Below are 21042 nucleotides of genomic sequence, written 5' to 3'. Positions count from 1 at the left end.
AAGGGGCAGACCCAATGGCTGGACGTGGCCGGGGTTCGGAGGAGGGCGAGGGGACGACAGCTGGCGTCAGCGAGCGCCTGCTGTTTGCCGGTACCGCGCCTGCTGAGGCGACGCCGATTTCGCTTCCGCTGCCGCGTCCGGCTACGGAGATCCTGGAACGGGGCGGCAGGACCTCTGGCGCATCTTCTCCGCCGGCAACAATCGACCGGGTCCGCAGGCAGCTCCGCCGCCTTTCGCTTCCCGCGTTTTGCCGGAACGTCACCGAGGCCGCCACCACGGAGCTTGACCGCGGCATCGGCTTCCTGCTGGTGCCGGTGTTCCTGGCCGCAGGCGTCATCGTCTACTTTTCCCTGAGCACGGAACCCGATCTTTACAGGCCGCTGGCGGCGGTAGCGCTGTTGGCTGCCTGCGCGGCGGTTTCCCGCGCATCGCCGAAGACGCATCTCCTTTTCATGGCGGCGCTGTTCTGCGCAGTAGGTTTTGTCGCCGCGAAGGTCGAGACGTGGCGCGCCGCCACGCCGATGCTCGGCTCCGAGATCCAGACACGGCTGACGGGCCGCGTCGCCATCGCCGAGGAAATGGCCAATGGCCGCGTGCGGCTGACCGTCGACCTCATCTCGACCGCGCACCCGAAGCTGCGCTACGCACCGGATCGTGTCAGGCTCTCGGCACGCAGGATCCCGCCCGACATGAAGGCGGGATCGTTGGTGACGGGCTATGCCCGGCTCTTGCCGCCGACCGGGCCGGTGCGCCCCGAAAGCTATGACTTCTCCTTCGACAGCTATTTTTCCGGCATCGGCGCCAGCGGCTTTTTCCTTGGCGATCCGAAAGTCGTAGCGCCCGCCGATCCGCCGATGGGGGCGAKCATCAACTCCGCCATCGAGAATGCTCGCGAGGCCATTGCGGAGCACATCAGAAGCACCGTCGGCGGTCCCGAGGGCGAGATCGCCGCGGCGCTGATCGTCGGCGTTCGCGCCGGCATTCCCGAAGACATCAACGAAGCGATGCGGCGGACCGGCATCTATCACATCATCTCGATTTCCGGCCTGCATATGGCACTGGTCGCCGGCACGATCATGTTCTTGCTGCGCGGCGCCTTCGCACTGTTCCCGGATTTTTCTTCACGCCGTCCGGTGAAGAAATACGCCGCAGCAATCGCGCTGGTATCGATCGCCGCCTATCTCGTTATCTCCGGCCTGGTGGTGGCCGCCGAGCGAAGCTTCATCATGCTCGCTGTCATGCTGGTCGCCGTGCTCTTCGACCGCGCGGCGCTGACGATGCGCAATCTGGCGATCTCGGCCATCGCCGTCATCCTGGTGTCGCCGCACGAAGTGGTGGGCCCGAGCTTCCAGATGTCGTTCGCGGCCACGGCTGCCCTTGTCGGCGCCTATACCGGTTGGGCCGACTACCGCGCCGATAAAGGCAGAGCTCCTCCGGCGAAGCGTTCGTTCCTGCGGTTCCTGTCGCGAAAACTGGCGGTTGGAATGGGCGGCGCCGCCATGACGTCGATCATCGCTGGCAGCGCAACGATCCTTTTCGCGATCTGGYATTTCCAGCGGGTGTCGCCGCTCAGCTTGCTCGCCAATCTGGGGATCATGCCAATAGTTTCGCTGATCGTCATGCCGTTTGCCGTCTTGAGCGCGCTGACGATGCCATTCGGCCTCGATGGTCCATTCCTCTATGTCATGGGCAAGGGTCTGACGGCGATGATTGCGATCTCGGCCTGGATTTCGGAACGCTCGCCGGTCGATGCCGTGGGGCTGATCTCGATCCAGTCGGTGCTGCTGACGACAGTCGCGCTGGTCATCGCCACCATGGCCACCACCTGGCTGAGGCTGGCGGCCGTTCCCTTCGCGCTGGCCGGCCTGCTGACGATTTCGCAAGTGCGCACACCGGACTTGCTGATCTCCGAGGACGCCCATCTGGTGGCGATGCCGATCGGCGGCGGCGAACTCGCCATCAACCGTGCCCGCTCGAACGAATTCACCACCGACAACTGGAAACGCGCGCTAGAGGCCGAAACGATCGTGCCGCCGGAGACATTCGCCAAAGGCGCGCTGGACATCGCCGACCCTGTCGACCTGCCGCCGGGATCGCCCTTCTACTGTACGGGCGACCTCTGCATTGGCCGGCATCCGTCCGGCGCCATCGTCGCGCTCGCCGAGAACCACGACAGCGCCCGCCCGGCCTGCGGCTTCGCCGACCTCGTCGTCATCAACGACGCCACCGCCTACAATCCTTGCGGTGATCCACGCATCCTCGTCATCACCAAGCGGCAACTGGCGCGTGACGGCAGCGCGGCCGTTTACTTCGACGCGCAATCGGCGACGGCGCGACCAGCGGTCCAGTATGCCGTCCAAAAGCCTTACCGTCCCTGGCATGAGCAGCGAAGCTATTCGCGAGAGGCGAGGGGGCTGGCGCCCTACAAGAAGCCCGRAAAGCCAGAGGCGCCGCAGTCACTCAGTAGCGGCGAATGAGCCCGACGAGCTTGCCCTGAACCTTGACGCGATCAGGCCCGAAGATGCGGGTCTCGTAGGCCGGATTGGCAGCTTCCAGCGCGATCGAGGCGCCCTTGCGGCGGAAGCGCTTCAGCGTCGCTTCCTCGTCATCGACCAGCGCCACCACGATCTCGCCCGGGCTCGCGGTATTGGCGTTGCGGATGATCACCGTATCGCCATCGAAGATGCCGGCCTCGATCATCGAGTCGCCCTTGACCTCCAGCGCATAGTGCTCACCGCCAGCGATCATGTCCGGCGGCACCGAGATCGAATGCGTCTGGTGCTGGATGGCGTCGATCGGCACGCCGGCGGCGATACGGCCCATCACCGGTATGGACACTGCCGGGATGGCGTCGTCGTCATTGCTGGGCGCCGGGGTGCGCGAGGGCGCCGCAGGCTTGACCTGCCGGCTGAGATTGCCTTGTCCGAGGCTTCCCTGAATGACGCTCGGCGAAAACTTCTTCGCCGCGTTAAGGCCGGGAGCGATCGAATCGGGCAGGCGCAGCACTTCGAGAGCGCGCGCCCGGTTCGGCAGCCGGCGAATGAAGCCACGCTCCTCCAGCGCCGTGATCAGGCGGTGGATGCCCGACTTCGACGCAAGGTCGAGCGCCTCCTTCATCTCATCGAAGGACGGCGGAATGCCGCTTTCCTTGAGCCGTTCGTGGATGAACATCAAAAGTTCATGTTGTTTGCGCGTCAGCATGGCGGCCCCCATGGGTTCTGAAATCAGAATCAGAAAAACAAACCCAGAACAAACACTATCTGTTCCAGTTGTGTTCCGCAACCGTTTAAAGTTTAGTGAATGTGTTGACGTTTTGTTCAGCGTAACATCAGAACGCTGCATTCGGCGCCGGCTTCCGCGGCCGGTGCAAAAGGCTCRCGCACGATCAGGCCGTTGGCGTCGGCCAGCGTCCTCAGCATCGAGGAATCCTGGATGCCGAACGGCGTCGCGATCAGCGTTCCGGCATCCTCGCGCACGACGGCGCGCACATAGTCCTGCCGGAGATCGTTGGCGCGCATGGGGACACCCAGCCGTGCCGCGCGAATGTCCTGCCGGAAGCTGCGGCCGCCGAGACGCGCCAGAAGCGGCTTGAGGAACAATTGCGAGCAAACCAGGCTTGCCACCGGATTGCCGGGCAGGCCGATGCAGCGGATGCCGCCAAGCCGGCCAAACATCAACGGTTTGCCGGGGCGCATGGCGATCTTCCAGAAGTCGAGCTTCATGCCCTGGCCGGTCAGCACGTCGTGGATCAGGTCATGGTCTCCGACCGAAGCGCCGCCGAGCGTGACGATGACGTCGGCGCCAACCTCGACCGCCTTGCCGACGAGGGCCGCGATCGCATCCTGGCGGTCGGCGGCGATGCCAAGGTCGAGCGCACGCGCGCCGACCGACTGCGCCACCGCGGCGACGCCATAGGCGTTGGACGAAATGATCTGGTCGGGACCGAGCGTGCTGCCTGGCGGCAGCAACTCGTCGCCGGTGGCGATGATGGCGACCAGCGGCTGCCGCACGACACTGAGGCTCGGATGGTTGGCTGAGGCCGCCAGCGAAAGCGCTGCCGGATCGAGCACACGGCCTTTTTCGAGGACCGTGTCACCTTCGCCGAAGTCGAGCCCGCGGCGCCGGACGTTGCGGCCTTGCGCGGTCGGCTCCGTCACTTCGACGCTGCCGCCGCCAAGGTCGCGGACATTCTCCTGGATCACGACGGTGTCGGCGCCTCCGGGCAGCGGCGCGCCGGTGAAGATGCGCACGGCCTCGCCCTTGCCGACGGCGCCGGCAAAGCCGCGCCCCGCGGGCGCCATGCCGATCACGGAAAGCCGGGCCGGTGCCGACGCCACATCGGCAGAGCGCGCGGCATAGCCGTCCATGGCCGACGCGTTGAAGGGCGGCTGGGTGCGCAGCGCCACCACCGATTCGGCCAGCACCCGGCCGGCTGCGTCCGACAGCGGAACGCTTTCGCCGGGCAGCGCGGCAGCGCCTTGCAGCAGGCGTTCGAGCGCCTCGGCGACCGGAACCAAGGCCATCTAGGAACCTGCCTTGTAGTCGCCCGACTTGCCGCCGGTCTTCTCGACCAGCCTGATGCCGGAAATCACCATGGCGCGGTCCGCGGCCTTGGCCATGTCGTAGATGGTGAGGCAGGCGACCGAAGCGGCGGTCAGCGCTTCCATCTCCACCCCTGTCTTGCCGCTGACGCGGGCAAGCGCGGTCACCTTGAGGCCGGGGAGCGAGCGGTCGGGCTCGATCTCGACGGCGACCTTGGTCAGAAGCAACGGATGACAGAGCGGAACGAGTTCATGCGTGCGCTTCGCCGCCATGATGCCGGCGATGCGCGCGGTCCCCAGCACGTCGCCTTTCTTGGCGTCGCCGGCCAGGATCATGTCCAGTGTTTCCGGCCGCATCGAGACGAACCCTTCGGCGATTGCCGTGCGGCTCGTCTCGGCCTTGTCGCCGACATCGACCATGTTGGCTTCGCCCTTGGCGCCGAGATGGGTGAGGCCGGGCATCGTCAAACGGCCTCGGCCGGCGCCTTGCCCGTCAGCAGAAGTTCAGTCGCGGCTGCCACATCGGCCTGCCGCATCAGGCTCTCGCCGACGAGGAAGGTGCCGATCCGGCTCTTCTCCAGCCGGCGGCAGTCCTGATGAGTGAAGATGCCGCTCTCGCTGACCAGCAGCCGGTCCGCCGGCACCATGGCGGCAAGCCGCTCGGAAACGTCGAGGCTGGTCTCGAAGGTTCGCAAGTCGCGGTTGTTGATGCCGATGAGACGCGACGACAGCTGGAGCGCGCGCTCCATCTCGGTCTCATCATGCACCTCGACCAACGCGTCCATGCCGAGCTCGAAGGCGGTCGCTTCGAGCTCGCCGGCCAGCGCATCGTCGACGCTTGCCATGATGATCAGGATCGCGTCCGCGCCCCAGGCTCGCGCCTCGTAAACCTGATATGGGTCGAAGAGGAAGTCCTTGCGCAGGGCGGGCAGCCTGACGGCGGCGCGCGCGGCGGTCAGAAATGCGGGTGCGCCCTGGAAGGAGGGAGCATCGGTCAGCACCGAAAGGCAGGCCGCGCCGCCCTGCTGATAGGCCTTGGCGAGCGCCGGCGGATCGAAGTCGGCGCGGATCAGACCCTTGGACGGGCTTGCCTTCTTGATCTCGGCAATCAGCGCGAAGCCGCCGGCCTTGCGCTTGGTCTGGAGCGCCGCGAGGAAGCCGCGCGGCGGCTCGGCATCCTTCGCCTTGGCCTTGATCTCGGCAAGCGGCACGCCGAATTTCGCCGCCGCGATCTCTTCGCGCTTGTAGGCTTCGATCTTGCGCAGGATATCGGACAAAGTTCTAACCGTTCGAAATCTCGACGAGCCTGTCGAGCACAGCAAGTGCCCGGCCGCTGTCGATGGCTTGCGCGGCGGCTTCGATGCCGTCGGCGAGCGTCGTCGCCTTGCCTGCCACTACCAGTCCGGCGCCGGCATTCATCAGCACGGTATCGCGATAGGCGCCGGCGGCACCGCTCAGCATATCGCGTAATGCCTTGGCGTTGTAGGCCGCATCGCCGCCGCGCAGTTCTTCCTTGCCGTGTCGCTTCAGCCCCACCGCCTCAGGGGTGAGCGTGAAGCTGCGGATCTCGCCGCCGGCGAGTTCGGCCACCTGCGTCTCGCCGGTGGTGGTGATCTCGTCGTAACCGTCGCCGTGCACGACCCACGCATGGTCTGCGCCGAGCGTCTTCAGCGTCTCGGCCACGGGCATGATCCACTCGGGCAGGAAGACGCCGACCATCTGGCGGCTGACGCCGGCCGGGTTCGACAACGGTCCGAGCAGGTTGAAGATGGTGCGCGTGCCCAGCTCGCCCCGGATCGGGCCGACATGCTTCATGGCCTGATGATGCGCCGGCGCGAACATGAAGCCGACGCCGGCTTCATGGATGCAGCGGCCGATCGCCTCCGGTGAAATGTCGATCTTGACGCCGAGCGCCATAAGCACGTCGGCGGAACCGGTCAGCGAGGACAGGCCGCGATTGCCGTGCTTGGCGACCGGAACCCCCGCCGCCGCGATGACGAAGGCCGAAGCGGTCGAGATGTTGACGCTGTGGGAATTGTCGCCGCCGGTGCCGACGATGTCGATGGCGCCCTCGGGGGCTTCGACGCGCAGYATCTTGGCGCGCATCGTGGCGACCGCTCCGGAAATCTCGCTCACCGCCTCGCCGCGCACGCGCAGCGCCATCAGGAACCCGCCGATCTGGCCGGGCGTCGCATCGCCCGACATGATGATGTCGAAGGCCTCGCGCGCCTCCTCGAAGGAGAGCGCGGTGCCGGTGGCGATCTTGGCTATGTGTGTCTTAAGCGCGCTCATCGTGTCTGTGCTTGCGAAACGGCGGCCGGATCGATGCGAACGTCATACTGCGACTGCAGCTGTGCCACCAGTTGGTCGAGCAGGTCGTCGGACATGCCGGCGCCGAAGGATTTCTGCGCGTCTTCCGGAACCGAGCTGCCATCGGCGCCAGCCGGCTCGAAGACCTCGGCGACTTTGAACAGGATCTGGCCGTCGCCGGTGGGCGAGGGGATCAGACCCGTGCCGCCTTCGCCGACGCCGAACATGGCGGCGGCACCTTCCTTGCCGAAATCGGCGTCGTCGGCCTCGCGCTTCAGGCCGCGCTTGGTCTGCTTCTCGAGCTTCAGCTCGCCGGCGATGACATCGAGCGTCGCGCCGGCCTTCAGGCGCTTTTCGAGCTCCTGCGCCTTCGCGTCGAGCCGCTTGTCGGTCTCGGCAGCCGTCCAGTCGGCCGCCACCTTCTGGCGGGCTTCGTCCAGCGTGCGGTCGCGCGCCGGCGTGATCGACTGGACTTCGTAGAATACGAAGCCGTTGTCGGCGGTGGTCAGGCCCTCGTTCTCGGTGTGCGGCTCGGCGTCGAAGACCGCCTTGATGAGGTCGGCCGATTGCGGCAGGTCCTTGACGATCGTGCCGTCCGGCCGCTGGCCGCTCCGGTCGACGGCGTCGACGGTGACGACCTTGAGCTTCAGCTTGTCGGCTGCCTGGGCGAGCGAGGCGCCGGAAGCGCGGGTGTCCTCGTAGTTGTCGTGCACGTCAAGCAGGACGCGGCTTGCCTCGCCGAGCGCCAGGTCCTTGCGGATCTGGTCGGACACTTCCGAGAGCGGCTTCACCACCTGCGGCTTGATCTCGGTGACGCGCAGCAGCACCGGGCCGAAGGCGCCCTGGACGACGGGGCTCACTTCATTGACGTTGAGCGAGAAGGCCGCGTCCGCCACCGCCTTGTCGGCGATCTTGTCCTTGGGCAGCGTGCCGAGCACGGTGTCGGCCTGGGTCTTGCCTTCGGCGGTGACGATCTTGTCGAAGGTGGCGCCGGCCTTCAGGGAATCATATGCCGACTTGGCAGCGTCCGGCGTCTTGAACACCAGTTGCTCGATGGTGCGCATTTCAGGTGTGGTGTAGCGCGCCTTGTTCTTGTTGTAGTCGTCGGCGATCTGCTGATCGGTCACCGCGGACGGATCCATGATGTCCTGCGGCTCCAGCCGGACATAGGAGAACTTGCGGTATTCCGGCGCAGCGTATTTCTTCTTGTTGGCTTCGAAATAGGTTTTCAGCGCGCTGTCGGACGGCGCCTCGATCGGCTGGACCAGCGTCTTCGGCAGTACGAGATAGTCGATCGTGCGGTCCTCGCCGCGATAGAGCGCGACCGCCTTCAGGAAGGTCTGCGGCGCCTTAAGACCGTCGGAAATCGCCTCGACGATCTGCTGGCGCACCGCCACCTGCGAGCGGTTCTTGAGATAGTCCTCGGGACRCATACCCACCTGGCGAAGTAGATATTCGAAGGTCCTGCGGTCGAACTGGCCGCTCGGGCCCTTGAAGGCCGGATCCTCGCGCGTCAGCTCGGCCAGCCGGTCCTTGGAAAGGCCAAGGCCAAGCTTGYGGGYSTGCTCGTCAAGCACGGCGCCCGAAACGAGCTGCGCCAKAACCTGGTTGTCTATGCCCAGCAGCTTCGCCTGCTCATGCGTGATGCGCTGGCCATATTGCTGCGAGAGCAGGTTGACCTGGCGATCGTAGGCGAGGCGATATTCATTGATCGAGACCGTCGTACCGCCGGCAGTGATCACGGAATGATGGCCGGCCAAACTTCCCGACAGGCGCCCGGAAATACCCCAGACGGCAAAGCTCACCACCAGCAAGGACAGCAACGCCTTCGCGACCCAGGTGCTTGCCGCGCTTCTCAAAAAACCAAGCATGCCTACTTCCGATTTTTGCGCATTTTCGCATGCGCCGAGTCTGAAACAAGCGCAATAGCGTCCTTCCGGCCCACTGTCGATTGCTTTGTGGCCTGATTTTGGTAGTGAGGGCGCTGCCTAATGTCGCCTGGAGAACCCGACCCCATGACCCCTGGAATCCGTCCGCTCGTTGCCGGCAACTGGAAGATGAACGGCACCAGCGCCTCGCTCAACGAGTTGAGGATGATCGGCAACGGCTTCATGAGTGGGCTCGATGCGGAGACGGAAGCTCTGGTTTGCGTGCCGGCGACCCTGCTTCATCAGGCTGCCGAAATCCTGTCACGCACCCCCGTTCGCGCGGGCGGCGAGGATTGCCATCCCAAGGAGAGCGGCGCCTATACGGGAGAGATTTCTGCCGAGATGCTGAAGGATGCCGGCGCGAGCCACGTCATCGTCGGCCATTCCGAGCGCCGCGAGCAATGCGGCGATGACGACGCGATCGTCAATGCCAAGGCGTCGGCCGCCTGGCGGGCAGGGCTGGTGGCCATCATCTGCATCGGCGAGACGCGCGCCGAGCGCGAGGCCGGCAGCACGCTCGATGTCCTGTCGCGCCAGCTTGCCGGATCCGTTCCGCCGAGCGCCACCGCCGCCAACACCATCATCGCCTATGAGCCGGTCTGGGCCATCGGCACCGGCCTTACTCCGACCGCTGCCGACGTCGCCGAGGCACATGCGCATATACGCGGCAAGCTCACCGCGCTGCTCGGCGATGCCGCGGCCAAGATGCGCATTCTCTATGGCGGTTCGGTCAAGCCGTCCAACGCCGAGGAACTGCTCGGCGTCGAGAATGTCGACGGCGCACTGGTCGGCGGCGCCAGCCTCAAGGCGGCCGACTTCCTCGCGATAGCGGAAGCCTATATGAAGATCTGACAGCCGCCGGCGCCCGACCGCGGCGGCAGGCGCGCGGCCCGAATCGTTGCAACGGCGGGATTGCTCCCCATATTCCCGGCCACGGGCTTGGAAATGCCGACAAAGCATTGTAAGGAGCCGCCTCCAAATCACCGGTCGTATGCGCGGCCGCGCAAGGCCTCGCCAGGATAAATTATGGAAACCGTACTGATCGTCATCCACCTCATGGTCGTGCTCGCCCTCGTCGGCGTGGTGCTGCTGCAGCGCTCCGAAGGCGGCGGTCTCGGCATTGGCGGCGGTTCCGGTTTCATGACGGCGCGGGGTGCCGCCAATGCGCTGACCCGCGCGACCGCAATCCTTGCCGCGGCGTTCTTCGTGACCTCRCTGGCTCTTTCCATCCTCGCCCGCTACGGCGAGAAGCCGATCGACATCCTCGACCGCGCACCGGCGTCGTCGAACACCGCCGGCAAGGGCGTGCTCAACCAGCTGCCGGGCGCAAACGGTCCGGTGGGCGGCTCGAAGCCTGCCGCGCCGGCGGCTCCGTCAGGCGGCGCGACGACCACGACGCCGCTTTCGAATGGCGGCTCGACGAGTGCTCCGGCCACTGCCCCCGCCACGCCGGCGCCCGCGAATCCGACCACGCCGCCGGCTGCGAACGGCGTCACCTTGCCGGTCACACCGCAGGTTCCGAACCAGTAGTCAGCCAAGCTTTGCAGCCGCGATCTGTTGTTCTTTGAACACAGTCGCGGCAAATGCCGCTCGATCACGAAGATTCAACCAAATGTAGCGCTTTGCTCAGCTTGAGAGGGCGCTGGCTAATCGATTATAGATTGCGCGCGGCACTTTTCGACGTCCTTGGGGGGCGCCGGGCGACGCCGTGGGCAACTAGCATAGAAAATCGGATCTTCGCCATGCAGCTTCGCAGCTTCATCCTTTTGGGATTCTGTGCCGTATTCGGCATGGGATCCGCGGCCTTTGCCTCGCCGGCAAACCTGGCCACTTCGCCATCGGTCGAGACGACGGGCGCCATCAAAGTCGCCGCCAAGAGCGACGCATCGCAGCTGAGGCTTCTGAAGAAGAAGAAAAACCCGACCCCGGACGACCTCGCCCAAATCAAGAAGCTCGAGGCCAAGATCGCGGCCGACAAGGAAGCGGCCAAGGAGAAGGTGCTCGAAGCCCGCAAGATGGCGATGCGCGAGGCAGCCAAGGCCAAGGCGGACGCCGCGCGCCAGGAATGGCTCGCCAGGAAGGGGGTGACGGCCGAAGTGGCTGATGCCAAGCCGATGAAGACAACAAAGATCATCGCGCCGCTCGAGCCCGTCGCGTCGATCGCTTCCGTCCAGACCGAGGAGCCGATTCCGGCCGAGGCGATGGAGATCACGACCACCGGCAACAATGGTGAGCTGCGCAGCGAGCAGCCCGGGCAGAAGCAGACGAGCAGCGGCGGGCTGTTCGCCGGCCTGTTCGGCGGCTCCTCGGTGAGCTCGATCAGCTATCTGCCCGAGACCCGGGCGCTCGACGCCGCGCTCGCCAAGAAGGACGCCAAGAGGCCGTTCAAGGTGAAGCCGGAATTCGTGCCGCAGGACGTCGCCTTCTCCGGCTACGATCCGGGCACCATCGTCATCGACACCAACGCCCGTCGCCTCTATCTGGTCGAGAGCTATTCGACGGCGCGCCGCTACGCCATCGCGGTCGGCCGCGAAGGCCTGCAGTTCAAGGGCACGGTCGCCGTCGGCGACAAGCAGGAATGGCCGCGCTGGATCCCGACGCTCGACATGCAGAAGCGCGAGCCGAAGCACTATGGCCAGTACAAGGACGGCATGCCCGGCGGCGGCGAAAATCCGCTCGGTGCGCGCGCCATCTACCTCTATGACGGCAAGAAGGACACGCATCTGCGCATCCACGGCACCATCGCGCCGCAGTCGATCGGAACCAGCGCCTCCAACGGCTGCTTCCGCATGATCAACGAGCACGTCATGGACCTCTACAATCGCGTCAAGATCGGCACCAAGGTCGTCATCATCTGACGCGTTGAAGCAAACTGCCGAAAGGGCCGGCACCGCCGGCCCTTTTGCTTTGAAACTTTGTTTTTGACGCATGTCGTTGCTCCAAATTACTTAGCATTTTGGACGACATGCTTCAGGAAAATGCCCATCGCGGGCACTGGCGCCATTTTGAGAAAAAGCCTTCGCGGCGGTTTTTTCTCTGGCGGAATCAATCAGGCCGCGTTAAGCGATGACTCCCATGGCGCGATATGTATTCATCACTGGCGGCGTGGTTTCCTCACTCGGAAAGGGCATCGCTGCAGCAGCACTTGGGGCTCTTCTGCAAGCGCGAGGCTATCGCGCGCGGATCAAAAAGCTCGACCCTTACCTCAATGTCGACCCCGGGACGATGTCGCCGTACCAGCATGGCGAAGTCTTCGTTACGGATGACGGCGCCGAGACCGATCTCGATCTCGGCCATTACGAGCGCTTCACCGGCCGCTCGGCCAACCAGCAGGACAACATCACCACCGGCCGCATCTACAAGAACATCATCGAGCGCGAGCGGCGCGGCGACTATCTCGGCGCCACCGTGCAGGTGATCCCGCACGTCACCGACGAGATCAAGCATTTCGTCCTCGACGGCAATGAGGACTACGACTTCGTGCTTTGCGAGATCGGCGGCACGGTCGGCGACATCGAGGCGATGCCGTTCCTGGAAGCGATTCGCCAGCTCGGCAACGATCTGCCGCGCAACAACGCGGTCTATGTGCATCTGACGCTGATGCCCTACATCCCGACCGCCGGCGAATTGAAGACCAAGCCGACGCAGCACTCGGTCAAGGAACTGCGCGGCATCGGCATCGCGCCCGACATTCTCCTGGTGCGCGCCGACCGGCCGATTCCCAAAGAGGAGCGGAGAAAGCTTTCGCTCTTCTGCAACGTGCGCGAAAGCGCCGTCATCCAGGCGCTCGACGTACCGCACATCTATGACGTGCCGATGGCCTACCATAAGGAGGGGCTCGATTCGGAGGTGCTGGCCGCCTTCGGCATCGACCCGGCGCCGAAGCCGCGTATGGAGCCCTGGCAGGCGCTCTCCAATCGCATCCACAATCCGGAAGGCGAAGTGACGATTGCCGTGGTCGGCAAATATACCGGCCTCAAGGACGCCTACAAATCGCTGATCGAGGCGCTTTCACATGGCGGCCTCGCCAACCGGGTCAAGGTCAAGCTCGACTGGATCGAGAGCGAGATCTTCGAGAAGGAAGACCCGACGCCCTGGCTGGAAAAGGTGCACGGCATCCTCGTTCCGGGCGGCTTCGGCGAGCGGGGTTCGGAGGGCAAGATCCTGGCGGCAAAGTTCGYGCGCGAGCGCAAGGTGCCTTACTTCGGCATCTGCTTCGGCATGCAGATGGCCTGCATCGAGGCGGCGCGGTCGCTGGCCGGTGTCGAGCACGCCTCTTCGACGGAGTTCGGTCCGACCGACGAGCCGGTCGTCGGCCTGATGACCGAATGGCTGAAGGGCAACATGCTGGAGAAGCGCAAGGCGAGCGGCGACCTCGGCGGCACGATGCGGCTCGGCGCCTACCAGGCCGATCTCGCCAAGGGCTCGAAGATCGCCGAAATCTACGGCGACACGCAGATTTCGGAGCGCCACCGGCACCGCTACGAGGTCAATATCGACTACAAGCAGCGGCTCGAGGAATGCGGCCTGGTCTTTGCCGGCATGTCGCCGGACGGCGTGCTGCCCGAGACGGTTGAATATCCCGACCATCCCTGGTTCATCGGCGTGCAGTATCACCCGGAACTGAAGAGCCGGCCGCTCGAACCGCATCCGTTGTTCGCAAGCTTCATCTCGGCCGCGGTGGAACAGAGCCGCCTGGTGTGAGCGGGCGGCTGGCAATCGGCCATGCAGACTTACGTCGCGCTGCTCTACAGTATCGGCCTCGGCGACGGGCGGCGCCTTGTCATGTCGGACCTGAAGGCGATGGCCGAGGGACTCGGCTTCAAGAATGTCCGCACGCTGGTGGCGACGGGTAATCTGGTCTTCGAGGCGCGGACGACCAAAGTTCCCGATCTCGAACTGCGGCTGGAAAAGGCCTTCGAAGCGACTTTCGGCCGCCATGTCGACATCATCGTGCGCAGCGCCGAAAACTGGCTGAAGCTTGCGGCCGGCAATCCTTTCCCGGCCGAATCGGCGCAAGCCGGCGATCAGGTTGCGGTGCGGGTTATGCGGCAACCTGTAGCCGACGATGCCGTATCAGGGCTTCAGGCCCGTGCCGCCGAGGACGAGAAGGTGCTCTTGGTCGGCGGCGACATCTGGCTCGTCTTTTCCCGCGACAGGCCAAGCTCGCGGCTGCTTGCGGCCGCCAATCACAAGCGCATGGGCATCGGCACATCGCGCAACTGGAACACGGTGCGCAGGCTGGCCGAGATGGTAGGCAGTGGCAGTAGGCAGTAGGTGGCATTCTCTATTGCCTAGTCCCTGCTGCCTACTGCCTTATCTCAGGCCTTCGCCACTTTGGCTCCGGCGCCTATCCTCATCGTGCGCAGCACGTAATAGACGGCGCCGGCGATGGCCACACCGAAGAACCAGCCGTAGACGCCCCACCATGACGGCAGCCAGTTGGTGAAATTGGGCAGGATCGAGGAGAAGATCGCACCGACGCCGGCAGCGATGAAGGCGTTGACGTGCCACCCGCCCTGGAAGCGGAACTCGCCGTCTTCGCGGTAGAGCGCCGAGACGTCGACCTCGCCCTTCCGGATCAGATAATAGTCGACCATCATCACCCCGAAGATCGGTCCCATCGTCGCGCCGATGATGTTGACGAAGGAGGCGGCRCTGCCTTCCCACGGCGCGAAGGGATAGAGCACCAGCGCGATCAGCGCCGCGATGTAGCCGCCCTTCTTGAAGTCGATTTGGCGCGGGAAGACGTTGGAGAAGTCGAAGGCCGGCGAGACGAAGTTCGCCACGACGTTGATGCCGAGTGTCGCCACCGCGAAGGTCAGCGCCGCGAGAGCCGCCAGGAACCAGCTGTCGAACTTGGCCGAGATCTGGTCGGGATGGAGCAGCACCTCGTGATAGACGTCGTAGGCGGCGATCGTGGTGACGCCGGCAACCAGCGAGAACAGGATAAGGTTGACCGGCAGGCCCCAGATATTGCCCTTGCGCAGCGCCGCGTTGTCGGGCGCGTAGCGGGCGAAGTCGCAGAAGTTGAGGTAGAGCGCCGAGAAGTAGGTCACCCAGATCGCCGCCACCGCAAACAGCGAGGTCCACGATCCCGGCGTGCCGGGCACGCCTGCATCCTTGGTCTTGTCGAGCAGCACGTCCATCGGGATGTCGCTGGTGAAGGCGAAGGTGCCTGACTTCACGCCGAGATAGATCGCCAGGATCAGCATCATCACCCACACGGCCGGGCCCGCCCAGTCCTGGAAACGGCGCACCGTTTCCATGCCCTTCTGGATGATCAGGAGCTGCAGCGCCCAGATGGCGACGAAGCAGATCACTTCCAGGGTGGAATGGCCGAGAAGGTGCGAGTTCTTGTTGAATTCATCGAACCACTGCAGCCGGGTCAGCAGCGCGACGATCGCGCCCGACGCCGCAGCCGTCTGCGCGCCGTACCAGAAGCAGGCGACGACGGCGCGCACCAGCGCAGGGATGTTGGCGCCCCAGATGCCGAAGGAGGCACGGGCGAGCACGGGGTAGGGGACGCCGGTCTTCAGGCCGGCATAGCCGACGAGGTTCATCAGGCCGTAGATGATCAGTGAGCCGATGCCGATGGCGATGATGAAGTTCACGAAGCCGCCGCAGAACAGGAACAAACTTGCGGCGAGATAATAGCCCCAGAGGCTATGGACGTCGGACGTCCAAACGTTGAAGATCGAAAACGGTCCCCAATTCCTGACCCTTGCCGGAGCCAGATCTTCGTTGTACAGGCCGGGTGATGCGCCTTGTATGGTCATTGCAAATGTTCCCCTTTTTTGCAAAACGCGCCCTCACGCGTTAACTATCAAGGTTAAGCCTGACGCTGGGGAACCGGCAAGCAACCCATTTGCCGGCTTTCGCCTTAAAGACATTCAATGAGAATCACAGTTATCRCGACTGTGAACTTGGGTCGTGGCTGAGTCGGCGCCAGCCTTTTTGCCGGGTCGGGACGCCGTGCGGCCGGTTTCGAACTTTTTCGACCGGCAACCAAATTTGTTTGGAACCACGTCGCCGGACATGCGTTTAATGGTGTTCGGCCGCTCTGCGGTCGACCGGGAGGAAACTATGGATCGCTTGCATTTCTTTACCCCAGTGCGGATTGCGCGTGGGCAGGGATACCCCTTGGAGGAAGTCGATGGCGTCTCCGAAGCAATGGTGTTCCTGCGGAAGTGGCCAACGGGACGACGCGGCCCCGTTTATCAGTGCGCCGTGAATTGCTGTGCGGCGGCGATGGCGGGCACCATGTCCGCCGAGGAAGCTAGAAAGGCCTTCGTCGGTTTTGCCCGCATCACGCGGCTGCTCGACGACGACATGGCGCTGCCGCTGGGCGGCCCGTCCATGGACAATGTCTACGCCCTGAGGCGATAGGCCCGAGTCGGAAGTTCGGTAAAAATCGGAGCGCTGCGCCAGAACTGGCGCGGCGAGAGGCGTTGTTGCTTCAACAGCAATGTTGGCCCGCTGCACCGGACCGGCCCTCTCGCTGTTTCGGTGGGCAGGGATGATCGCCGTAAGAGCAGAACACGCAGCAATCTCCCGGTAGGGGTTTGAGGAGAGCCTTGCAGCTTTCGCATTCGTAGAAGTACTGGCAGGCATCGGTTGGCATTGTCTCTGTTCTGCGGTGACCGCAGGCCGGGCAGGTGATGGTGCTGGTGAGTTCAATCATTGCTCTTTCACCAATGCCGCGGGGTAGCCGGCGTTCGTGGAAGCATCGGCGATCGCGGTCGCGCTCGTCTTGCTGTCGTCGAAGACGACTGTTGCAGTCTTGGCATCGACATTGGTCGAAACGGAGACAATGCCGTCGAGGTGCCTGATTGCGGTCTCAACAGTGACCGGGCAAAGCGAGCAGGTCATGTCGGGCACCGAGAAGGTGGCGGTGCGCTGTGCTGCTACGGCGGGCACCGCGGCCAGGAGCGGGACAACAATCGCAATCGCAATTCGCATGGGGACCTCCTACAGATTGAGCCGCCCGAAGACATTGACGGCGGCGGCCGACACCGCAATGAGGCTCGCTGCCAACAGGATCCAGCGGGTGGAACGGCGATAGACGGGACTGGCGCAAAGCGAGTCTGGAAGGCAGGCGTCCTCGCTGCGGCGGTGGCGCCAGAACCCGAGACCGATGGAGACGGCCGCGACCGCGAGGAAGTATGGCTGATAGGGCGCAAGCGCGGTGAGGCGCGCGATCCACGCGCCGCTGATTCCCGCGACAGCCAGGGCGAGGGGAAGGATACAGCAGGCGGAAGCGAGGAGACCTGCCGAAAGGCCGCCAAGGGCAAGCGACAGGGCGGTGCGCGACCCTGTTGGGTTGCTGATTGGCGATCGTTCGATCATTCCGGCGTCTCCACGCGGTGCGACACGAAAAGGTTGATGGCGGCGCCGGACAGCATRATCAGCAATCCGGTGCCGAGATTGAACATCAGGATCTCGACGCTGGCGTCGATTGGATGAAAAAGGGTCAGCGCCGCTGCAGTGATCCCGGCTACCGAAAGACTTGCGGCGAAGATCACCGGCCCGGGGTTGAAGCTGGCGGCATGGCGAAGCATGAGGCCCAGGGCCAGCGCCAATGGCACGCTCGTCAGCACCAATGTGGCGATGCACGAAACCGTCTCGCCTGGAGACGCGCCACCGGGGTCCATCGGTGTCCAGAAACCCAGGCACTGATAGCCGATCGAGAAGAGCCACAAGGCAAGCGCGGGAAGGGGCAGCCAAAGCCAGTGACGTGAACGGCCGGGAAGGCTGATGAGGAACGCAGCGACCGCGGCAAGGACGCCGGTAAAGAGAGCCCCCGCGAGGCTCAAGGCGAAGCGGATTTCGGCCAGGCGATCAAGCAGCCCCGGCCGCCAGCCATGCGCGGCAGCGACCATGGAGAGGATCAATGCGGCCAGAAGCAGGAATCCGGTGGCGCGCAACAGCGGCGGGCGGAGCCGCCTGACCGGTCTCAGGTTGGCCGCAAGGGCGGAGATGAGATCGTCCGTTGGGATCATGTTTCACTCCCGCCAGAGAAGAAACGCCGCAAGCGTTGGACGGCGCGGTGCGTGGCGATCTTGAGTGCCGCCACGCTCATGCCGCTCGCCGCCGAGGCCTCCTTCAGCGACAGTCCTTCGATCTTGGTCAACCGCACGGCTTGACGCTGCCTGGAGGGAAGGCGGTCGATGGCGGCGGCAATCTCATGGGTCTTCGTCATGTCCTCAAGGTTCGCGGGCGGCTCGGTAAAGGTTTCGTGCGCGGGCTCAAATTCCGTTTCGAAGGCCCGGCGGCGGCCCTGGCGCCGCAGGCGATCGATCAACCTGCGCCTGGCAATGGCTGTGAGCCAGGGACCGAACGGCCGCGCCGGATCATAGGTTCGGCGCACGGCGTGCAGGGCGAGCAATATATCCTGCACCRCATCCTCGACGTCGCTGGGATTGCGGTGGCAGCGCGCCGCGTGGGCGCGAAGGTATGGCGTGATGCTCTCGAGGAGCCGCCGGTAGGCGTTGGCATCGCCGTCCTGAGCCCTGGCCATAAGGATCGACCAATCCAGCTCCCGCACCTGCGGCGAAGGAGCGGTTCCTCCTCCCACAAGTTTCAGGAAGGGCGTGTTGGTCATTGGCTATGCGCCTTGGTAGCAAATCGTTGCGCGACCAGCCGGTCAACGGAAACGGGCCCTGCGCCAAGGGCGATGATGGAGATCGCCATGGCGGCCCAGGGCAGATGGAAGTCGGCCCAGCCGTCGGGCACCACAAGCTGAATAATAGCTGTCATGACGAGCATCGCCAACGCGGCAAAGCGGGTGGCGAGGCCGAGAACCAGCAGTGCCGGCAAGGTGAGTTCGGCCGTCGCCACCAGATAGGCAACGGCATCTGGCATGGGGAAACCGTACTCGGCGCCGAAGATGTGCAGTTTGAACTCCTCTTCGAACAGATAGATGGTGCTGTCCGAGAGCTGCAGGAAGCCATCCCAACGGGTGAGGCCGGAGCGGAAAAACGGCACCGCTAGAGCGGCTCGCAGAAAGAGCGGCGCCACAGCCATGGCGACCGAGGACAGCCACCTTATCAGCRTACGGACCAGTTCCGGGGCGGAAGTCATGCTGGCTCACCTCCGGCCTCTTGCTCCAGGCTCCAACCGATGAAAGCACCGGCTTCGATCAGTCCGGCCAACGTCGCGCTAAGATCGAAGTGGACTGTGACCTCAAACGCGGCGAGAGCCGCGGCCACCACTGGCCTGCCGGCGCCTAGGCTCCTGACAAGAGCCGCGGCGCCTGTCGGGATTTGGTGAACACGGACTTCTGCGCCCGGGCGGATGATCAGAGTATCCTCGCCGCCCGCGTCGATATCGAGAGGTGCGGGCTCGCCGACCGCAATGTTCATGCGCCAGATGGTGAGGGCGGGAAACTGCGATTGCGTGACACGCAGCGAAGGATGGAGCGCCAGCCTGACATCGGCGAGGCGGTCCTGATGGATGGCGAGAAAATCGTCGGCGGAAAGCGGCTCCGCATCGGCGGCGTGATAAGCCTCGATCCAGGCGCGCTCGACCCTCGCCACGTCGGCCWGATAGGGAAGCGTCGCCACAGGCTCGAACCCGCCAATGAATTCCGGGAAGTCCGCGCCGTAGCCCAGCATGATTGGGGACCGCGGTGGGTGGGCGGTCGCGAATTGCCCTGYCATGGTGCGGAAGAATTCGTCCCCGACGATGCGATGAACGGCGGGGTAGTTTTCCTTCAGAGTCTCGATGAGGCCGGCCACGACATTGTTGCGATAAACCGCAAAGCGACGCGGACTTGGCAAGCCATCGGGCCCGACSATGCCCGGCGGCACGGCGCGAGCCGGATCAAGCAGGGCAGTCGCGAAGTCCTGCTGTCGTTCAGCCAGCCCTTGCAAGGCGCGTCTCCTGTCGTGGCGCATGAGACTTCATGCATGCTTMGGCGCGTCGGGCCTCGGCGTGCAACTCGCCCCAGGATGGCAAGTCGGCGTCCCATTCGATCAGTGTCGGCGTCGGGCCGAGTTTGCCGATCACATAGGCATAGAGCTGCCAAACCAGCGGGTCGACCGGCCGGTTGTGGGTGTCGATCAGCAGCGGTCTCTCTTTCTCGTCGGTCTCCGGCGTGAAGCCCGCAAGGTGTATTTCCCGGACGGCGCCAAGCGGATAGGCGTCGATATAGGCGAAGGGATCCCATTGCTGATTGGTCGAGGCGACATGGACGTTGCTCACATCGAGCAGTAGCCCGCAGCCACTGCGCCGCTGCACCTCGGCGATGAAATCAGGCTCGGCATAGGTGCTTTCGGCAAAGGCGACGTAGGTGGAAGGATTTTCGAGCAGCATCTGCCGGCCAAGCGTTTCCTGCACCTCGTCTATATGAGAGACGATGCGGTGGAGCGTTTCCTTCGTGTAGGGCATCGGCAGGAGATCGTTGAGGAACGCCTCGCCATGACTCGACCACGCTAGATGCTCGGAGAAAAGCCCCGGCTGGTAACGGCCGATCAGCTCCCTCAGGCGCCTCAGATGGTCCTGGTCGAGGGGCCTCGCCGCGCCGATCGACAGTCCGACCCCGTGCAACGATAGAGGATAGAGCTCGCGGATTGCGGAAAGGTAGCGGTGCGGAGGACCGCCGGCTCCCATGTAGTTTTCGGCGTGAACCTCGAAAAAGCCGATGTCCGGCGTCGTTTCCAGTATCTCGCGGTAGTGCTGCGGCTTAAGTCCCACCCCGGCGCGCGCAGGAATGTCCATGATCGAGCTCCCAAGAAGGCAATCGAAACAGGCAGGTGGCCGTGCCACCTGCCCGGAGTCCCTGGGGTCAGCTGATCGGCTTCAGCGAGCCATGGCCATTGGGTGTGGTCATGGCGGTGCAGGTTCCCTTCTTCACCAGCTTGAAGGCGTTGCCCTGGTAGTTCTTGGTGGATGTGCCGGCGCAGGTGGTTCCAGCGCCAGCGTAGCAGTCRTTATGACCCTTCAGCGCCACGCCGAAGCACTTCTCCATCTTGCCGGAAGCGACCTCCTTTTTGGTCATCTCCCGCATCTTCATCATTTCTGCCTCGCTCATGGCGGCGGATGCAGAGCCAACGGCGGCGGCGCCTATGGCGGCGGCAAAGGCACTGGCGACGGCAGCGGAAATCAGGCGGTTTGACATGCTTGTCCTCCAATGGGCGTTGTTGCGCGAACCCTCTCCACCGGCGATGCCGGAAGCGGCAGGTTCTTCTGGAGGTTCGCCGCGGCGGCGGCGCAGGTTACGCCGGCTCCGATCGCTGCGGTTCACGAATGCGTGTAGTCAC

At 64.4% G+C, this 21042-nt stretch carries 23 protein-coding genes; 7 read left to right on the top strand and 16 right to left on the bottom strand.

What is annotated here, in order from left to right; translation table 11 throughout:
- The first annotated feature begins 14 nt into the window (after positions 1–14).
- Positions 15–2477, top strand: a complete 2463-nt coding sequence (locus ORS3428_RS15515; protein WP_071099123.1) for a ComEC/Rec2 family competence protein — start codon at positions 15–17, stop codon at positions 2475–2477.
- Here ORS3428_RS15515 and lexA read toward each other — a convergent pair.
- The 6 genes from lexA to ORS3428_RS15485 all read right to left on the bottom strand — a co-directional run bounded on the left by lexA (position 2461) and on the right by ORS3428_RS15485 (position 8722).
- Positions 2461–3201: a transcriptional repressor LexA gene (lexA, locus tag ORS3428_RS15510; RefSeq protein WP_071099287.1), complete on the bottom strand. Its 741-nt coding sequence runs from the start codon at positions 3199–3201 to the stop codon at positions 2461–2463. The genes ORS3428_RS15515 and lexA overlap by 17 nt on opposite strands.
- A 116-nt stretch (positions 3202–3317) precedes the next feature.
- Complete coding sequence (locus tag ORS3428_RS15505; RefSeq protein WP_071099122.1) at positions 3318–4523, bottom strand: molybdopterin molybdotransferase MoeA; 1206 nt, start codon at positions 4521–4523, stop codon at positions 3318–3320.
- The gene (gene moaC, locus ORS3428_RS15500) at positions 4524–5003 is read right to left on the bottom strand and encodes a cyclic pyranopterin monophosphate synthase MoaC (RefSeq protein ID WP_071099121.1); all 480 of its coding nucleotides are present in this window, start codon (positions 5001–5003) and stop codon (positions 4524–4526) included.
- 2 nt (positions 5004–5005) lie between these two features.
- Positions 5006–5818, bottom strand: a complete 813-nt coding sequence (trpC, locus tag ORS3428_RS15495) for an indole-3-glycerol phosphate synthase TrpC (protein ID WP_071099120.1) — start codon at positions 5816–5818, stop codon at positions 5006–5008.
- A gap of 4 nt (positions 5819–5822) precedes the next feature.
- A complete protein-coding gene (gene trpD, locus ORS3428_RS15490) occupies positions 5823–6833 on the bottom strand; it encodes an anthranilate phosphoribosyltransferase (RefSeq protein ID WP_071099119.1) in 1011 nt (336 codons plus the stop codon).
- Positions 6830–8722 (bottom strand): peptidyl-prolyl cis-trans isomerase, encoded by a 1893-nt coding sequence (locus ORS3428_RS15485; RefSeq protein WP_071099118.1) that lies wholly within the window; start codon positions 8720–8722, stop codon positions 6830–6832. The genes trpD and ORS3428_RS15485 overlap by 4 nt, the downstream gene beginning before the upstream one ends.
- Positions 8723–8866: 144 nt before the next feature.
- On the opposite strand from ORS3428_RS15485, the gene tpiA reads away from it, so the two are divergent.
- From tpiA to ORS3428_RS15460, 5 genes are all read left to right on the top strand, one after another.
- Complete coding sequence (gene tpiA, locus ORS3428_RS15480; protein ID WP_071099117.1) at positions 8867–9631, top strand: triose-phosphate isomerase; 765 nt, start codon at positions 8867–8869, stop codon at positions 9629–9631.
- Between the two features lie 174 nt (positions 9632–9805).
- Complete coding sequence (gene secG / locus ORS3428_RS15475; RefSeq protein ID WP_071099116.1) at positions 9806–10309, top strand: preprotein translocase subunit SecG; 504 nt, start codon at positions 9806–9808, stop codon at positions 10307–10309.
- A gap of 212 nt (positions 10310–10521) precedes the next feature.
- Positions 10522–11637 carry a L,D-transpeptidase gene (locus ORS3428_RS15470; RefSeq protein ID WP_071099115.1) on the top strand — a complete coding sequence of 372 codons (1116 nt, stop codon included), beginning with the start codon at positions 10522–10524 and terminating at the stop codon, positions 11635–11637.
- A 208-nt stretch (positions 11638–11845) separates the two neighbouring features.
- Positions 11846–13483, top strand: a complete 1638-nt coding sequence (locus ORS3428_RS15465; protein WP_108723072.1) for a CTP synthase — start codon at positions 11846–11848, stop codon at positions 13481–13483.
- A gap of 21 nt (positions 13484–13504) precedes the next feature.
- Positions 13505–14056, top strand: a complete 552-nt coding sequence (locus ORS3428_RS15460) for a DUF1697 domain-containing protein (RefSeq protein WP_071099114.1) — start codon at positions 13505–13507, stop codon at positions 14054–14056.
- A gap of 44 nt (positions 14057–14100) precedes the next feature.
- Here ORS3428_RS15460 and ORS3428_RS15455 read toward each other — a convergent pair whose 3' ends face one another.
- Positions 14101–15558 (bottom strand): NCS1 family nucleobase:cation symporter-1, encoded by a 1458-nt coding sequence (locus ORS3428_RS15455; protein ID WP_071099113.1) that lies wholly within the window; start codon positions 15556–15558, stop codon positions 14101–14103.
- Between the two features lie 154 nt (positions 15559–15712).
- On the opposite strand from ORS3428_RS15455, the gene ORS3428_RS15450 reads away from it, so the two are divergent.
- On the top strand, positions 15713–16168 hold the full coding sequence (locus tag ORS3428_RS15450; RefSeq protein WP_244507968.1) for a DUF982 domain-containing protein: 456 nt from the start codon (positions 15713–15715) through the stop codon (positions 16166–16168).
- A 70-nt stretch (positions 16169–16238) separates the two neighbouring features.
- On the opposite strand, the gene ORS3428_RS33980 is transcribed toward ORS3428_RS15450, so the two are convergent.
- The 9 genes from ORS3428_RS33980 to ORS3428_RS15410 form a co-directional block, all read right to left on the bottom strand.
- A complete protein-coding gene (locus ORS3428_RS33980; RefSeq protein WP_244507971.1) occupies positions 16239–16460 on the bottom strand; it encodes a GDCCVxC domain-containing (seleno)protein in 222 nt (73 codons plus the stop codon).
- The gene (locus ORS3428_RS15445) at positions 16460–16741 is read right to left on the bottom strand and encodes a heavy-metal-associated domain-containing protein (RefSeq protein ID WP_071099112.1); all 282 of its coding nucleotides are present in this window, start codon (positions 16739–16741) and stop codon (positions 16460–16462) included. Before ORS3428_RS15445 ends, ORS3428_RS33980 begins: the two co-directional genes overlap by 1 nt.
- Before the next feature lie 9 nt (positions 16742–16750).
- Positions 16751–17128 (bottom strand): mercuric transporter MerT family protein, encoded by a 378-nt coding sequence (locus ORS3428_RS15440; RefSeq protein WP_071099111.1) that lies wholly within the window; start codon positions 17126–17128, stop codon positions 16751–16753.
- Positions 17125–17781 (bottom strand): NrsF family protein, encoded by a 657-nt coding sequence (locus ORS3428_RS15435; RefSeq protein ID WP_071099110.1) that lies wholly within the window; start codon positions 17779–17781, stop codon positions 17125–17127. Before ORS3428_RS15435 ends, ORS3428_RS15440 begins: the two co-directional genes overlap by 4 nt.
- The gene (locus ORS3428_RS15430; protein WP_071099109.1) at positions 17778–18383 is read right to left on the bottom strand and encodes a sigma-70 family RNA polymerase sigma factor; all 606 of its coding nucleotides are present in this window, start codon (positions 18381–18383) and stop codon (positions 17778–17780) included. The genes ORS3428_RS15435 and ORS3428_RS15430 overlap by 4 nt, the downstream gene beginning before the upstream one ends.
- Positions 18380–18805, bottom strand: coding sequence for a DoxX family protein (locus ORS3428_RS15425; protein WP_338011936.1), 426 nt, complete (start codon positions 18803–18805; stop codon positions 18380–18382). Before ORS3428_RS15425 ends, ORS3428_RS15430 begins: the two co-directional genes overlap by 4 nt.
- Positions 18806–18858: 53 nt before the next feature.
- Complete coding sequence (locus ORS3428_RS15420; RefSeq protein ID WP_108723071.1) at positions 18859–19653, bottom strand: HvfC/BufC N-terminal domain-containing protein; 795 nt, start codon at positions 19651–19653, stop codon at positions 18859–18861.
- Positions 19637–20500 carry an MNIO family bufferin maturase gene (bufB, locus tag ORS3428_RS15415; protein ID WP_071099106.1) on the bottom strand — a complete coding sequence of 288 codons (864 nt, stop codon included), beginning with the start codon at positions 20498–20500 and terminating at the stop codon, positions 19637–19639. Before bufB ends, ORS3428_RS15420 begins: the two co-directional genes overlap by 17 nt.
- A 67-nt stretch (positions 20501–20567) precedes the next feature.
- The gene (locus tag ORS3428_RS15410) at positions 20568–20900 is read right to left on the bottom strand and encodes a BufA1 family periplasmic bufferin-type metallophore (protein ID WP_071099105.1); all 333 of its coding nucleotides are present in this window, start codon (positions 20898–20900) and stop codon (positions 20568–20570) included.
- Positions 20901–21042: the final 142 nt, after the last annotated feature.

It is taken from the genome of Mesorhizobium sp. ORS 3428 (genome assembly GCF_001854785.1).
Lineage (GTDB): Bacteria > Pseudomonadota > Alphaproteobacteria > Rhizobiales > Rhizobiaceae > Mesorhizobium.
This window is presented reverse-complemented; position numbering and strand designations above follow the sequence as displayed.